At 70.2% G+C, this 14,585-nt stretch carries 13 protein-coding genes and 1 tRNA gene; 11 read left to right on the top strand and 3 right to left on the bottom strand.

Annotated elements, in window-relative coordinates:
• Window positions 1–6: 6 nt before the first annotated feature.
• Complete coding sequence (locus OHQ87_RS02530; protein ID WP_328344536.1) at window positions 7–2,307, top strand: rhamnogalacturonan lyase family protein; 2,301 nt, start codon at window positions 7–9, stop codon at window positions 2,305–2,307.
• Window positions 2,308–2,563: 256 nt separating this feature from the next.
• Here OHQ87_RS02530 and OHQ87_RS02535 read toward each other — a convergent pair whose 3' ends face one another.
• The 3 genes from OHQ87_RS02535 to OHQ87_RS02545 form a co-directional block, all read right to left on the bottom strand.
• On the bottom strand, window positions 2,564–3,574 hold the full coding sequence (locus OHQ87_RS02535; RefSeq protein ID WP_328344538.1) for an LLM class flavin-dependent oxidoreductase: 1,011 nt from the start codon (window positions 3,572–3,574) through the stop codon (window positions 2,564–2,566).
• A gap of 137 nt (window positions 3,575–3,711) precedes the next feature.
• Complete coding sequence (locus OHQ87_RS02540) at window positions 3,712–4,383, bottom strand: transcriptional regulator (protein WP_328344540.1); 672 nt, start codon at window positions 4,381–4,383, stop codon at window positions 3,712–3,714.
• Between the two features lie 32 nt (window positions 4,384–4,415).
• Window positions 4,416–4,498 (bottom strand) — tRNA-Leu (locus tag OHQ87_RS02545).
• A 94-nt stretch (window positions 4,499–4,592) separates the two neighbouring features.
• On the opposite strand from OHQ87_RS02545, the gene OHQ87_RS02550 reads away from it, so the two are divergent.
• The 10 genes from OHQ87_RS02550 to OHQ87_RS02595 all read left to right on the top strand — a co-directional run bounded on the left by OHQ87_RS02550 (window position 4,593) and on the right by OHQ87_RS02595 (window position 14,528).
• Window positions 4,593–5,216 (top strand): ANTAR domain-containing response regulator, encoded by a 624-nt coding sequence (locus tag OHQ87_RS02550; RefSeq protein ID WP_328344542.1) that lies wholly within the window; start codon window positions 4,593–4,595, stop codon window positions 5,214–5,216.
• A gap of 184 nt (window positions 5,217–5,400) precedes the next feature.
• Window positions 5,401–6,606: a hypothetical protein gene (locus OHQ87_RS02555; protein WP_328344544.1), complete on the top strand. Its 1,206-nt coding sequence runs from the start codon at window positions 5,401–5,403 to the stop codon at window positions 6,604–6,606.
• A gap of 274 nt (window positions 6,607–6,880) precedes the next feature.
• On the top strand, window positions 6,881–8,041 hold the full coding sequence (locus OHQ87_RS02560; protein WP_328344546.1) for a branched-chain amino acid ABC transporter substrate-binding protein: 1,161 nt from the start codon (window positions 6,881–6,883) through the stop codon (window positions 8,039–8,041).
• A 106-nt stretch (window positions 8,042–8,147) separates the two neighbouring features.
• A complete protein-coding gene (locus tag OHQ87_RS02565; RefSeq protein WP_328344548.1) occupies window positions 8,148–9,098 on the top strand; it encodes a branched-chain amino acid ABC transporter permease in 951 nt (316 codons plus the stop codon).
• Complete coding sequence (locus OHQ87_RS02570) at window positions 9,095–10,240, top strand: branched-chain amino acid ABC transporter permease (protein ID WP_328344550.1); 1,146 nt, start codon at window positions 9,095–9,097, stop codon at window positions 10,238–10,240. Before OHQ87_RS02565 ends, OHQ87_RS02570 begins: the two co-directional genes overlap by 4 nt.
• The gene (locus tag OHQ87_RS02575; protein ID WP_442930656.1) at window positions 10,233–11,078 is read left to right on the top strand and encodes an ABC transporter ATP-binding protein; all 846 of its coding nucleotides are present in this window, start codon (window positions 10,233–10,235) and stop codon (window positions 11,076–11,078) included. The genes OHQ87_RS02570 and OHQ87_RS02575 overlap by 8 nt, the downstream gene beginning before the upstream one ends.
• Window positions 11,068–11,778 carry an ABC transporter ATP-binding protein gene (locus OHQ87_RS02580; protein WP_328344552.1) on the top strand — a complete coding sequence of 237 codons (711 nt, stop codon included), beginning with the start codon at window positions 11,068–11,070 and terminating at the stop codon, window positions 11,776–11,778. The genes OHQ87_RS02575 and OHQ87_RS02580 overlap by 11 nt, the downstream gene beginning before the upstream one ends.
• A 30-nt stretch (window positions 11,779–11,808) precedes the next feature.
• Window positions 11,809–12,714, top strand: coding sequence for an ABC transporter substrate-binding protein (locus OHQ87_RS02585; RefSeq protein WP_328344554.1), 906 nt, complete (start codon window positions 11,809–11,811; stop codon window positions 12,712–12,714).
• Window positions 12,715–12,720: 6 nt separating this feature from the next.
• Window positions 12,721–13,710 (top strand): amino acid ABC transporter permease, encoded by a 990-nt coding sequence (locus OHQ87_RS02590; protein WP_328344556.1) that lies wholly within the window; start codon window positions 12,721–12,723, stop codon window positions 13,708–13,710.
• A complete protein-coding gene (locus tag OHQ87_RS02595; RefSeq protein WP_442930657.1) occupies window positions 13,707–14,528 on the top strand; it encodes an amino acid ABC transporter ATP-binding protein in 822 nt (273 codons plus the stop codon). The genes OHQ87_RS02590 and OHQ87_RS02595 overlap by 4 nt, the downstream gene beginning before the upstream one ends.
• Window positions 14,529–14,585 lie beyond the last annotated feature (57 nt).

Below are 14,585 nucleotides of genomic sequence, written 5' to 3' on the forward strand. Positions count from 1 at the left end.
TTCCCCGTGCACCTGAATCCCACCCGTCGACGAGCCGCGTTGCTCGCCGCCGCCGCGGTCACCACCCTCACCGCCGGCACCCTCACCGCCGTGACGGCCTCGGCCGCCGCTGCCGGCTGCCGGGTCGACTACAAGATCAGCAGTCAGTGGGGCGGCGGCTTCGGTGCCGACGTCACCGTCACCAACCTCGGCGATCCGCTCAACGGCTGGACGCTGACCTGGTCCTACACCGCCGGTCAGCAGGTCACCCAGGCGTGGAACGCCACTGTCACCCAGTCCGGCGCGCAGGTCAGCGCCAAGGACGCCGGTTACAACGCCGCGCTCGGCACCAACGGCGCCGCGAACTTCGGCTTCAACGCCTCGTGGAACGACGCCAGCAACCCGGTGCCGGCGAGCTTCGCCCTCAACGGCACCACCTGCACCGGCGGTACCGCGCCGACGACCGCCCCACCCACCACCGCGCCCCCGACCACGGCACCGCCCACCACCGCGCCGCCGACCACGCCGCCCCCGACCACCCCGCCACCCACCACACCGCCGCCGACCAACCCGCCGGCCGGGGCGAAGCAGTTGGAGAACCTCGACCGGGGGCTGATCAGCGTGCGCTCCGGCAGTGGCAACCTGGTCTCCTGGCGACTGCTCGGCACCGAGACCAGCGGGGTGTCGTTCAACCTCTACCGGGGCTCCACCAAGGTCAACGCCTCGCCGCTCACCGGTGCCACCAACTACCTGGACAGCGGGGCTGCGGCCGGCTCGGCGTACACAGTGCGGGCCGTGGTGGGCGGTGCGGAGCAGGCGGCGTCCGCGCCCGCGCTCCAGTTCGCCAACGGCTACCTGGACGTGCCGATCCAGCCGCCGGCCGGCGGCACCACCCCGAGCGGGGAGGCCTACAGCTATTCGGCCAACGACGCCAGCGTCGGCGACCTCGACGGCGACGGCCGCTACGAGATCGTGCTCAAGTGGGACCCGTCGAACGCCAAGGACAACAGCCAGTCCGGCTACACCGGCAACGTCTACGTCGACGCGTACACCCTGACCGGCAGCCGGTTGTGGCGCATCGACCTGGGCCGCAACATCCGCGCCGGCGCCCACTACACCCAGTTCCAGGTGTACGACTACGACGGCGACGGCAAGGCCGAGGTGGCCATGAAGACCGCCGACGGCACCCGCTCCGGCACCGGCCAGCTGATCGGCTCGTCGTCGGCGGACTACCGCAACTCCAGCGGCTACGTGCTGTCCGGCCCGGAGTACCTGACCATGTTCAACGGGCAGACCGGTGCCATCGCCTCCACCGTCAACTACGACCCGCCGCGCGGCACCGTCTCCTCCTGGGGCGACTCGTACGGCAACCGGGTCGACCGGTTCCTCGCCGGCACCGCCTACCTGGACGGGCAGCGGCCGTCGCTGATCATGGCGCGCGGCTACTACACCCGCGCGGTGATCGCCGCCTGGGACTTCCGCAACGGCGCCCTGACCAAGCGGTGGACGTTCGACTCGAACGCCTCCGGCAACTCGGCCGCCGCCGGCCAGGGCAACCACCAGCTCTCCGTCGCCGACGTGGACGCCGACGGCCGCCAGGAGATCGTGTACGGCGCGGCCACCATCGACGACAACGGCCGGCTGCTCTACTCCACAGGCAACGGACACGGCGACGCCCTGCACGTCGGTGACCTGGACCCGAGCCGCTCCGGCCTGGAGGTCTTCAAGGTCGACGAGGACGCCAGCAAGCCCAGCTCGTGGTTCGCCGACGCGCGTACCGGCCAGATCATCTGGAAGACCGCGGCCAACGGCGACAACGGTCGGGGTGTCTCGGCCGACATCTGGGCCGGCAGCCCCGGTGCCGAGTCGTGGTCGTCGGCGGTCGACGGCCTGGCCAACACCCGGGGGCAGAACATCGGGCGCAAGCCGTCGTCGGCGAACTTCCTCGCCTGGTGGGACGGTGACCCGGTGCGGGAGCTGCTCGACGGCACCAAGATCGACAAGTACGGCACCGGCGGCGAGACCCGGCTGCTCACCGGCAGCGACGTGGCCTCCAACAACGGCACCAAGTCCACCCCGGCGCTCTCCGGCGACATCCTCGGCGACTGGCGCGAGGAGGTCATCTGGCGCACCAGCGACAACCGGGCGCTGCGGATCTACAGCACCCCGACCCAGACCAGCACCCGGATCTACACGCTGATGCACGACCCGCAGTACCGCGCGGCGATCGCCTGGCAGAACACCGCCTACAACCAGCCGCCGCACCCGGGTTTCTTCATCGGCGACGGCATGTCCACCCCGCCCACGCCCAACATCTACCTGCGTTGACGGCGCCGGCCCGGCGCTGACGCGGCCCTGCCCGCACCGCCCCGACCGGGGCGGGGCGGCTGCGGTAAGGGCGGTGCGGTCAGGGCCGAAAAAGCAGGCACCGGGTCGCCAGCCGCGGAATCCGCTCAGCTGGCGACCCGGTGCACCACACCGCAGCACCCCCGACCCGTCCCGACCGGGAGTGCCGTACCACCACCGGTCATAAAGTTAGAGGTCCTACGCGACGGTGGGGTGACGTGGCTATGAAGAGCGTGTTTCAAGCGCTCCGGGAGAGCCCGCCGGCAACCTTCTCGGCCACCAGCTCGAACGAGCGCACCCGGTCGGCCACGTCGTACACCATCGTGGTGAGCATCAGCTCGTCCGCGCCGGTGCGGGCCAGCAGCTCGGACAACTGCCGGCGGACCGTCTCCGGCGAACCCATCGCCTGGCCGTCGCGGCGCTGCCTGACGAACTCCCGCTCGACCTCGGTGTACGGGTATGCGGCGGCGTCCTCGGGACTGGCCAGCGGCTCCGGCCGCCCCGACCGCAGCTTGAGGAACGACAGCGCGCTCGGCCCGGTCAGCCACTCGGCGCGCTCGTCGGTGTCGGCGCAGACCACGTTCACCGCCACCATCGCGTACGGCTCGGCCAGCCAACGCGACGGCCGGAAACTCTGCCGGTAGAGCTGGAGCGCGGGCAGGGTGTGCTGGGCGCTGAAGTGGTGCGCGAAGGAGAACGGCAACCCGAGCAGACCCGCGAGCTGGGCGCTGAACCCGCTGGAGCCGAGCAGCCAGACCGCGGGGGACTGGCCCAGCCCCGGGGTGGCGGTGATCGCCCCCGGGTCGTCGCCGCTGAAGTAGTTCATCAGGTCGGCCAGCTCCCGGGGGAAGCCCTCCGCCGACAGCCCCTCCATGGTGCGGCGCAACGCCAGCGCGGTCCGCTGGTCGGTGCCCGGGGCACGGCCGATGCCGAGGTCGATCCGGCCCGGGTGCAGCGCCTCCAGGGTGCCGAACTGCTCGGCGACCACCAGCGGCGCGTGGTTGGGCAGCATCACCCCGCCCGAGCCCAGCCGGATCGTGGTGGTGTGCGCCGCCAGGTGGGCGAGCAGCACCGCCGGTGCGGAGCTGGCGATCGCCGGCATGTTGTGGTGCTCGGCCACCCAGAACCGGCGGTAGCCCAGCTCCTCGGTCCGGCGGGCCAGCTCGGTGGTGTGCCCGAGCGCCTCGGAGGCGGTGGCCCCGGCGGCGACCGGAGCAAGATCAAGAACAGACAACGGTACGTCGATCACGCCACTGCCCAACCCGTCCCGCGCCGGATTTGTTCCCCTGGCCGGGTCTCCGGGGAAGACTCAGCTCTTGGGGCCGACATGGCGGCCCAGGGTGGCGACCGCCGTCCGTCGGGCCACCGACAGGCAGTTGCGACGGTTCATCCTCCAGTCGATGCCGAGCAGGTCGAGTGCCCACTGGCAGAGGCCCATGATGTGGGGTGATTCGTTGCTGAAGTGGTAGCGCGGGAGACGCACCGCCGGCCACGGACGGTCACCCGGTTGTCCACCCGGCAGCCGTCGGAGTGGAACAGGCCCCGCAGAAAGTCACCCAGTTGACGCTGGACGATCTCGCGTTGCCAGTCGGCCAGGACGATCGGGCGTTCGTGCTTCCTGCCCCGCCCGTGTTGGGCGAACAGGCACGGCCAGTGCGTGCCATAGCTCTGCACGCCGACGCAACCCTGCTTCCGTACCCGTTGCACCTTCGTGGCGAGTACGGCCCGCATGGCCACGTCGCACGCGTCGATCAGCCCCGGCCGGGTCTCGGAGCAGTAGATCCGCAGCACCGGCACCCGGGCTGTCGTTACCAGGTGGCCGTCGCCGAGGTAGAGGCCGAGGAGATAGGCGTACGCCGCAGGGTCGGTCGGACCGTCGACACCGTCCCGGCAACGGAAGCACCGCAGCAGGGTGCCCTGCTGCAGTGGTTCGGGGCGGTCGTTGCACCAGTGCCAGACCGCGCGGTAGGGGAGGCCGACGGCACGTGCGGTGTCGGCGACCGAGCCGCCGGCGCGGTGCAGTTGCCGTGCGCGGGCCCTGATCTCTGGTGGATGCACGGGGGCATCGTCGAATACACGTATGACAGCGGTGCCGGGAGCGGGATTCGAACCCGCAAGCCCTCTCGGGCAGAAGTGTTTGAGACTTCCGTGTATGCCGTTCCACCATCCCGGCGTCACCCCACGGGGCGCGTGGCTCACTGTACCCGACTAGGCTCATGCGAGAGCATGGGCGGTAGCCGTGTGGGATCTATGTGGGGGTAGGGCTGGTGGCCGAGACGCAGACGGATGCCGAGCGCAGGCGGGTGTTGATCGCCGAGGACGAGGCGCTCATCCGACTGGACCTGGCCGAGATGCTGGTCGAGGAAGGTTACGAGGTCGTCGGCGAGGCCGGGGACGGCGAGACCGCCGTCCGGTTGGCCGAGGAGCTCAAGCCCGATCTGGTCATCCTCGACATCAAGATGCCGATCATGGACGGGCTGGCCGCCGCCGAGCGGATCGCCGGCGCCCGGATCGCCCCGGTGATCATCCTGACCGCGTTCAGCCAGCGTGACCTGGTGGAACGGGCACGGGCCGCCGGCGCGATGGCGTACCTGGTGAAGCCGTTCCAGAAGAGCGACCTGGTGCCGGCGGTGGAGATCGCCCTCTCCCGCTACTCCGAGGTGGCCGCCCTGGAGGCGGAGGTCGCCAGCCTCACCGACCGGCTGGAGATCCGCAAGACGGTCGAGCGCGCCAAGGGCGCGCTGATGACGACGTACGGGATGACCGAGCCGCAGGCGTTCAAGTGGATCCAGCGCACCGCGATGGACCACCGGATGACCATGAAGGAGGTCGCCGAGCGGATCCTCGCCGAGACCGCCGGTGGCGAGGTCGCCGAGCAACCCACCACCTGACCGGTCGCGCCGCGGATCCCGCCGGTTCGGCCACCGGATCATGGCCGACCGGCGCGACACCCGCCTCCGGTGGGCGGCCGGTCCCGCACGGATCGGGTGGTCGCCCACCGCCTGTCGGCGGCCGGTCCGGAACCGGTCGGTGTGATGACACCCGTCGACGGGTGTCACTGGTTAACATCGACGCGTGTCTGCACGACGCGTCCTCGCGGTGTTCGGTGTCCTCGTCATGCTGGTCGCCGGCTGCGACCGCCCCGGAGCCGATGACGACCGTTCGACGGCTGGTGACGGCCGGGCGGCGGCACCGATGGAGCTTGCCTGGCAGGAGTTGACCCTGCCCGCACCACCCGGCCCGGCCGGCCGGCTGCTGCTGCGTGACGCGGTCTCCTGTGCCGGGCGGTGGTTCCTGGTCGGCGGGGTCGTCGACGCCGCCGGGGAGACCCGTCCGGCCGCCTGGTCCAGCGTGGACGGTTCCTCCTGGACCCCGGTGCCGATCGCGGCGCGGACGTTCTACGGCCGACAGCACGTGCTCTACGCGGCGGCCTGCGCACCGGGCCCGGCGGGCGGGTCGGCCGGGGGTCGGGTGGCGGCGTTGGGCGCCAAGAACGGCGGGGTGCACGGCAATCCGCGTACCGGCACCTGGGTACGCGACGGGGCTGGCGCGTTGCGTGAGGTCCCGGCGGCGTTCGAGCTGTTCGGCGGGCCGCGTGCGGTAAGCGTGGCCCGGCTGGCGGCCGGTGCGGGCGGGTGGTTGATCGCCGGTGCCCGGGTGGACGGCGCGGCGGTCTGGACCTCCCCGGACGCGGACGGGTTCACCCTGGCCGAGGGCCTGCCGGAGCTGGCCGGGGACGCCCGGGGCCGGACGGCGGCGTACGACGTGGTGGCCCTGCCGGCGGGCTGGCTGGTGGTCGGTTCGCTGCTGCCGACGGGTGGCACCGCGCTGACGCCGGTGGCCTGGACCTCGACCGACGGGCGATCCTGGCGGCGGGCGGAGCTGCCGGCCCGGGGCGGGCGGGGCCGGGCGGAGCGGGCGACCCTGCGCGACGGTGTGCCGGTGGTGGTCGGCGCGGCTCCCGACGGCTTCGACGTGTGGCGGGCCGACGACGGGTCCCGGTGGCGGCGGGCCGGCGGGTTCGGGGCAATCGGCCCGGGGGTGCTGTCGGTGGTGGGGCTGACCGCGGTGCGGGGTGTCCTGGTGGCGGTCACCGGGGACGGTGCCGGTCGCTCTGCGTGGGCATCGACGGACGGGGGAGCGTCGTGGCGGGCCGTACCGGTGCCGTTGACGGTGGTCGATGGGGGCGACACGGCGCTGGCGGTGGCCGGCGATGGAGATCGACTTTTGCTGTTGGCTGACGACGGCCGCGGCTCCCATGCCTGGTGGGGGAGGGTTTGAGTGCCTATAGGCGGGGGTTGTCCCCCGGATTGCCCGACACCTTCGAACGGAAAGTGAAAGCCATTCGTAACCGATGGTTCTTACAGCTAACGTTTCCGATCCGCCACGGCGTGTAACGGTTCGATCAACCCCGCTTGCTGGGGCTTACGTCGCAGCTTCCCGGTGGGATAACGTCCCGCCCCAGACCGGCGACGACGGTCTGGTTCGTCCGCCCCCCGCAAGGGCCAATAACCAGCGGGTGGTCCGGGCCATGTGACGGAGGAGGGTTCCGGCCTTGAGGCAGAAGCTCGCACGCGTGATCGGTGGAGTTGCCATGCTGGCGCTCGTCGCCGGCGGCACCGCCTGCTCCAGCGGCGGCGACGACGAGGCGTCCGGTGGGGACGGCTGCGGCAGCAAGATCGCGTTCTTCGGCGCGCTGACCGGCAGCTCGGCGGCGCTGGGTATCAACGAGAAGAACGGCGCCAAGCTCGCCGTCGACAAATACAACAAGGAGAACGCCGACTGCAAGGTCGAGCTGGTCGAGCTCGACTCGCAGGGCAGCGGCGACCAGGCCCCCGGCCTGGCCCAGAAGGCCATCGACGACGCCAAGATCCTCGGTATCGTCGGCCCGGCCTACTCGGGTGAGTCCGAGGCCGCCGGCCCGCTGTTCAACGAGGCCGGCCTGGTCACCATCACCCCCTCCGCCACTCGTCCGAGCCTTGCCGACCAGAACTGGAAGACCTTCTTCCGGGCGGTCGGCAACGACTTCAGCCAGGGCCCGGCGGCCGGTAACTACATCAAGAACGTGATGAAGGCCGACAAGGTCTACGTCATCGACGACCAGTCCGCCTACGGCGCGGGCCTGGCCGACGAGGTCAAGAAGGTCCTCGGCGGCTCGGTCGCCGGCTCGGACAAGGTCCAGGGCGAGGGCAAGCAGACCGACTTCTCCGGCGTGGTGACCAAGGTCAAGGCCGCCAACGTCAAGGCCGTCTTCTTCGGCGGCTACTACCAGGAGGCCGGCCTGATCCGCAAGCAGCTCACCGCTGCCGGCGTCACCGCCCCGCTGGTCGCCGGCGACGGCACCAACGACCCGGCGTACATCACCTCGGCCGGCGCCGCCGCCGCCGAGGGCACCATCCTCACCTGCCCGTGCGCGCCGGCCACCGAGGCCCGTGGCACGTTCGTCGAGGAGTTCAAGGCGCTCAACGGCACCGAGCCGGGCACCTACAGCGACACCTCCTACGACGCCGCGAACATCCTGCTCGCCGGCATCAAGGCCAAGAAGACCACCCGGGCCGACCTGCTGGAGTTCGTGAAGGGCTACAGCGGCGAGGGTGTCGCGGCCAACTACAAGTTCGTCGAGGGCGGCGAGCTGGACCCGGCGCAGGTGAAGGTCTGGGCCTTCAAGGTCACGGGCGGCAAGGTCGTCCCCGACCAGGAGATCCCGAAGTCCTGACCACGGTCGCCGTGAGCGATTGACGACAGATCGCGGGTGCGGCCGGGAGCTAGCTCGCTCCCGGCCGCACCTTCTCTTTCTCCTCACCTGACGGAGCGGCCCTCCCGTGAACTTCGACGGACTGTTCTCCAACTTCGGGGAACTCACCACGACCGGCCTGACACAGGGTGCGATCTACGCCCTGGTCGCGCTCGGCTACACGCTTGTCTACGGCGTACTCAGACTCATCAACTTCGCGCACTCCGAGGTCTTCATCGCCGGCGCGTTCGCCGCCATCTGGACCTGGAACGCCTTCGGCCTCGACCAGGACTCCCAGGTCAGTGGGCTCGGCTCGATCCTGTTCTACCTGCTCGTCGCGATGATCGTGGCGGCCATCGCCTCCGCCGGCACGGCGACCGTGATCGAGCGGGTGGCGTACCGGCCGCTACGCAAGCGCAACGCCCCACCGCTTGCCTTCCTGATCACCGCCATCGGCGCGTCGATCGCGATCTCCGAGGCATTCGGCGTCTACACCCGCCGCCTTCCGGAGAGCGCGCCCAAGCTGGTCAGCTCCGAACCGGTGTTCCACCTGGGCAAGGTGCCGATCGATGGGATCCAGCTGCTCACCCTCGGTGCCGCGCTGGCGATGATGGTCGCGCTGGACCAGTTCATCAACCGTAGCCGGGTCGGCCGCGGCATCCGGGCGGTCGCCCAGGACGCCAACACCGCCGCGCTGATGGGGGTCAACAAGGACCGGGTCATCCTGATGGTGTTCATCGCCGGTGGCTCGATGGCCGGCGTCGCCGGCCTGCTCTACGACGTGCGGATCCAGACCCTGACCTACAGCGTCGGCTTCCTGCTCGGGCTCAAGGCGTTCACCGCCGCGGTGCTCGGCGGCATCGGCAACCTGCGCGGCGCGCTCCTGGGCGGCCTGCTGCTGGGCGTGCTGGAGAACTACGCGGCGGGTCTGTTCGGTAGCCAGTGGAAGGACTTCGCCGCCTTCGCCGTGCTGGTGGTGCTGTTGATGTTCCGGCCGACCGGTCTGTTGGGCGAATCGCTGGGAAGGGCACGGGCATGACGACGACGGTTAATCCGCCGACCCCCGAGCAGCAACAGGGGATCCGGACACGGCTGCGGCACGGCCGCGAGGCCGTCGCGCAGCGGTGGCACGACGCCCCGCGCTGGGTGCGCTGGGCGGCGCTGGTGGCGCTCATCGCGTTCTTCTACGCGCTACCGAACAAGGAGTTCTACCAGTACCTGGGGCCGATCCCCACCACCGGCTCCAACTTCACCCAGGTGTTGTTCACCGTCTCGATCTACGTGCTGCTGGCGGTCGGGTTGAACATCGTGGTCGGCTTCGCCGGCCTGCTCGACCTCGGCTACTTCGGCTTCTTCGCCGTCGGCGCGTACACCGTGGCGGTGTTGACCTCGCCGAGCAGTGACCTCAAGACGCTCTGGCCGTGGCTGCTGGTGGTGCCGGTCGCGATCGCCCTCACCATGGTCTCCGGCGTCATGCTCGGCACCCCGACGCTGCGGTTGCGCGGCGACTACCTGGCGCTGGTGACGCTCGGCTTCGCCGAGATGATCCGGATCGCGGCGACCAGCTCCGAGTTCCTCAAGGGCCAGCGGGGCTTCAACCAGATCCCGCACCCGCCCGGCAAGTACGCCGACGGCAAGCCGCTGTTCGGGGTGCTCGACGCCCGCCCGTACTACTGGCTGGTGCTCACGCTGATCATCCTGGTGGTGATCGGGGTGCGGAACCTGACCCACAGCCGGGTCGGCCGGGCCTGGATCTCGATCCGGGAGGACGAGGACGCCGCCCAGCTGATGGGCGTGCCGACCTTCAAGTTCAAGCTCTGGGCGTTCGCCTCGGGCGCGGCGATCGCCGGCCTGGCCGGCGCGCTCTTCGCCGGCAAGCAGAACTTCGTCAACTCGCAGAACTTCGAGCTGCTCAACTCGATCATCATCCTGGCCGCGGTCATCCTGGGCGGCTCGGGCAACATCGTCGGCGCGATCGTCGGCGGCGGCCTGGTGGCGTACATGATCGAGCGGTTCCGCGGCATCGAGCTGTTCGGCATCGAGCTCTACGAGTACCGCTTCCTCTTCTTCGGCGTGGTGCTCGTGGTGATGATGATCTTCCGCCCACAGGGCATCATTCCCAACCGACGACGGGCGGCGGAGTTCAAGGACCGTCGCAAGGAGGTGATCGTCGGTGAGTGACACCGAACAGACCCCGGCCGTTCCGGCCCAGGCGGGCGCGCCCGCCGTCGAGACGGTCCCGGCGCGGGAACCGCTGCTGGAGGTCGACCACGTCACGCTGCGCTTCGGTGGTGTGGTGGCGCTCAACGACGTCGACTTCACCCTCTACAAGGGGGAGATCCTCGGGCTGATCGGCCCGAACGGTGCCGGCAAGACCACCTGCTTCAACGCGATGACCGGCATCTACCAGCCCAGCGAGGGCCAGATCCGGTTCCGTGGCCAGAAGATCAGCGGTAAGAAGCGGCACCAGATCACCAAGATGGGCATGGCGCGGACGTTCCAGAACATCCGCCTCTTCCCGGAGATGACCGCGCTGGAGAACGTGCAGGTCGGTGCCGACGCGCACCACAAGACCAGCGTGGTCTCGGCGCTGCTGCGGCTGCCCCGGCACCGGCGCGAGGAGCGCGAGGGCCGGGAGAAGGCCGAGCGGCTGCTGGAGTTCGTCGGCATCCGGCCCCGGATGCACGAGTTCGCCCGCAACCTCTCCTATGGCGAGCAGCGCCGGCTGGAGATCGCCCGGGCCCTGGCCACCGACCCGGTGCTGCTCTGCCTGGACGAGCCGGCCGCCGGCTTCAACCCGGCGGAGAAGGAGGAACTGCTCCAGCTCATCCGGCAGATCCGCGACACCGGCGTGACAGTGCTGCTGATCGAGCACGACATGCGCCTGGTCATGGGCGTCACCGACCGGATCGTGGTGCTGGAGTTCGGGAAGAAGATCGCCGAGGGGCTGCCCGCCGAGGTGCGGGACAACCCGAAGGTGGTCGCGGCGTACCTGGGGGTACCGGACGATGCTGCTTGAGATTGAGGACGTCAGCCTGCTGTACGGGCGCATCCAGGCGCTGCACGGGATCAGCCTGACGGTGGGCGAGGGCGAGATCGTCGCCCTGATCGGCGCGAACGGCGCCGGCAAGTCCACCACCATGCGGGCGATCTCCGGCATCCGGCCGATCGCCACCGGGGCGATCCGCTTCGAGGGCGAGGACATCTCCAAGCTCCGGGCGGACCTGCGGGTCCGGCGGGGGCTCTGCCAGGCCCCCGAGGGTCGCGGCATCTTCCCCGGCATGACCGTGCTGGAGAACCTCGACATGGGTGCGTACACCCGGCGGGACCGGGCCGGCATCGCCCAGGACCTCAACCGGGTGCTGGAGCTGTTCCCCCGGCTGGCCGAGCGACGCAAGCAGGCCGGTGGCACCCTCTCCGGCGGCGAGCAGCAGATGCTGGCCGTCGGGCGGGCGCTGATGAGCCGACCCAAGCTGCTGCTGCTCGACGAGCCGTCGATGGGGCTGGCCCCGATGCTGATCCAGCAGATCTTCACCATCATCACCGAGATCAACGAGCAGGGCACCACCATCCTGCTGGTGGAGCAGAACGCGCAGCAGGCGCTCGCCCGGGCACACCGGGCGTACGTGCTGGAGACCGGTCGCATCGTCAAGAGCGGCACCGGCGCGGAGCTGCTGCACGACCCGTCGGTCAAAGAGGCCTACCTCGGCGTGGCCTGACCGTCGCCCCCCTCGCAAAGGAGTACAGCCATGTTCCACCTCACCCCTGGTCGGCGGGCGGCGTTCGGCGTCGCCGGCGCGACCGCCCTGCTGCTCTCCCTCGCCGCCTGTGGCGAGGAGGAGAGCACCGAGCAGCCCGGCGGCGGCCCCTCGGTCAGCGCGTCGGCCGACACCTCGCTGGCCGACAAGGTGCCCGCGGCCATCAAGGCCGACGGCAAGATCGTCGTGGGCACCGACTCGACGTACGCCCCGGCGGAGTTCCTGGACTCCGACGGCAAGACGGTCATCGGCTTCGACGTGGAGCTGTTCCGTGCCGTCGCCCAGAAGCTCGGTCTGCAGGCCGAGTTCGTCTCCGCCCCGTTCGGCGACATCATCTCCGGTGTGGGCAGCGGTAAGTACGAGGTCGGCGTCTCGTCGTTCACCATCAACGACGAGCGCAAGCAGCAGGCCAACATGGTCAGCTACTTCCAGGTCGGCACCCAGTGGGTGACCAAGAAGGGCAACCCGGCCGGCGTCAAGATCGACGACGCCTGCGGCAAGAAGATCGCCGTGCAGAAGGACACCGTCCAGGTCGAGGACATCCAGAAGCGCTCCAAGACCTGCACCGACGGCGGCAAGCCGGCGATCACGATCGAGCAGTTCCCCGGCCAGGACGCCGCGACCGCCGCGGTGGTCTCCGGCAAGGACGACGCGATGCTCGCCGACTACCCGGTCGGGGTGTACGCGGTGACCCAGTCCAACGACGCCCTCGAACTGCTCGACAAGCAGTACGAGGCGGCCCCGTACGGCTACGTGGTCGGCAAGGACCAGGCGGCGTTCGCCGAGGCGGTGCGGGACGCGACCAAGGCGCTGATCGCCGACGGGTCGTACAAGTCGGTGCTGGACAAGTGGAAGGTGGCGGACGGCGCGATCACGGACCCCGCGGTCAACCCGTAACAGGTCATGGAATCCCACGACACTTCCACCGTACGGGCGCGGCCGGAGCCACTCCGCGCCGTGCCCGTACGGCACCCGGGGCGCTGGGTCGCGGTCGCGGTGCTGGCCGTGCTGGTCGCCATGTTCGTCCACCTGCTGGTCACCAACACGGCCTTCAACTGGCCGTTCATGGTGGACAAGATGTTCCGTCCACCGATCATCGAGGGGCTGCTGCGCGGCACGGTGCTGATGACGGTGAGCGCGATGCTCATCGGTGTCACCCTGGGCGTGGTGGTCGCGGTGATGCGGCTGTCCGACAACCCGATCCTGCGCGGGGTGGCCTGGCTCTACACCTGGTTCTTCCGGGCGGTGCCCCGGCTGGTGCTGCTGGCGGTCTTCGGCAACGTCGGCATCCTGTGGAGCCGGATCGAGTTCGGGGTGCCGTTCGACACCCAGCTCGGCCAACTCTTCGGCATCGACAACCTGCAACTGCGGCTGTTCGGGTTCTCGTCCCGGGACATCATCAGCGGCTTCATGGCGGGTCTGCTGGGGCTCGCGCTCTCCGAGGCGGCCTACATGGCCGAGATCGTCCGGGCCGGCATCCAGTCGGTCGACGAGGGGCAGACCGAGGCGGCCCAGGCGCTGGGCATGAGCCGGGGTCAGCTGCTGCGCCGGGTGGTGCTGCCGCAGGCGATGCGGGTGATCATCCCGCCGACCGGCAACGAGACCATCGCGATGCTCAAGGACACCTCGCTGCTGCTCTACGTGCCGGTGAGCGTGGAGTTGTTCTTCCAGCTCGACGCGGTCGGCAAGCGGACCTTCCAGATCTTCCCGATGTATGTCGCCGCCTGCCTGTGGTACCTCTTCCTGACCAGCATCCTGCTGGTCGGGCAGTACTTCCTCGAGCGGCACTTCGGCAAGGGTTACGGTCCGGCGGGCCGGGCGCGGCTGCGGTTGCGCGGGATGGCGGCGGAGACCGGTGGCGGCGGCAACGCGGGGACGGTGGGTCCGGCATGAGTGAGCTGATTCCCGGCCAGCCTGGTGCGCCGGCCGCCGAGTCACGGGCCGGCGGGTCCGAGGTGATGGTCCGGGCCGAGCAGGTGCACAAGTCGTTCGGGTCCCTGGAGGTGCTCAAGGGCATCGACCTGGAGGTCCGCGCGGGGGAGGTGTGCTGCCTGCTGGGGCCGTCCGGCTCCGGCAAGTCCACGTTCCTGCGCTGCATCAACCACCTGGAGAAGATCAACGCCGGGTCGATCCGGGTGGACGGCGAGCTGATCGGCTACCGGGAGCGCGGCGGCAAGCTGCACGAGATGCGGGAGAAGGAGGTGGCCGCGCAGCGACGGGCGATCGGCATGGTGTTCCAGCGGTTCAACCTCTTCCCGCACATGACGGTGCTGGGCAACGTGGTCGAGGCGCCGGTGCTGCTGGGCCGGGAGAAGAAGGTGGCGGCCCGGGAACGGGCCGCGCAGCTGCTGGAGCGGGTGGGGCTGGGCGACAAGCTCGGCGCGTACCCCGGTCAGCTCTCCGGCGGGCAGCAGCAGCGGGTGGCGATCGCCCGCGCGCTGGCCATGCGGCCGAAGCTGATGCTCTTCGACGAGCCGACCAGCGCGCTCGACCCGGAACTGGTCGGCGAGGTGCTGGACGTGATGAAGGACCTGGCCCGGGACGGGATGACCATGATCGTGGTGACCCACGAGATCGGCTTCGCCCGGGAGGTCGGCGACACGCTGGTCTTCATGGACGGCGGCGTGGTGGTCGAGTCCGGCGACCCGCGCGAGGTGATCGCCAACCCGCGGCACGAGCGGACCAGGGCGTTCCTGGCCAAGGTGCTCTGACCGTCGGCCGGACGGCGGCCCGCTGCGGTGTCACCCACCGCGCCGGGCCGCCGTTTC

The sequence above is a fragment of the Micromonospora sp. NBC_00421 genome, assembly GCF_036017915.1.
Lineage (GTDB): Bacteria > Actinomycetota > Actinomycetes > Mycobacteriales > Micromonosporaceae > Micromonospora.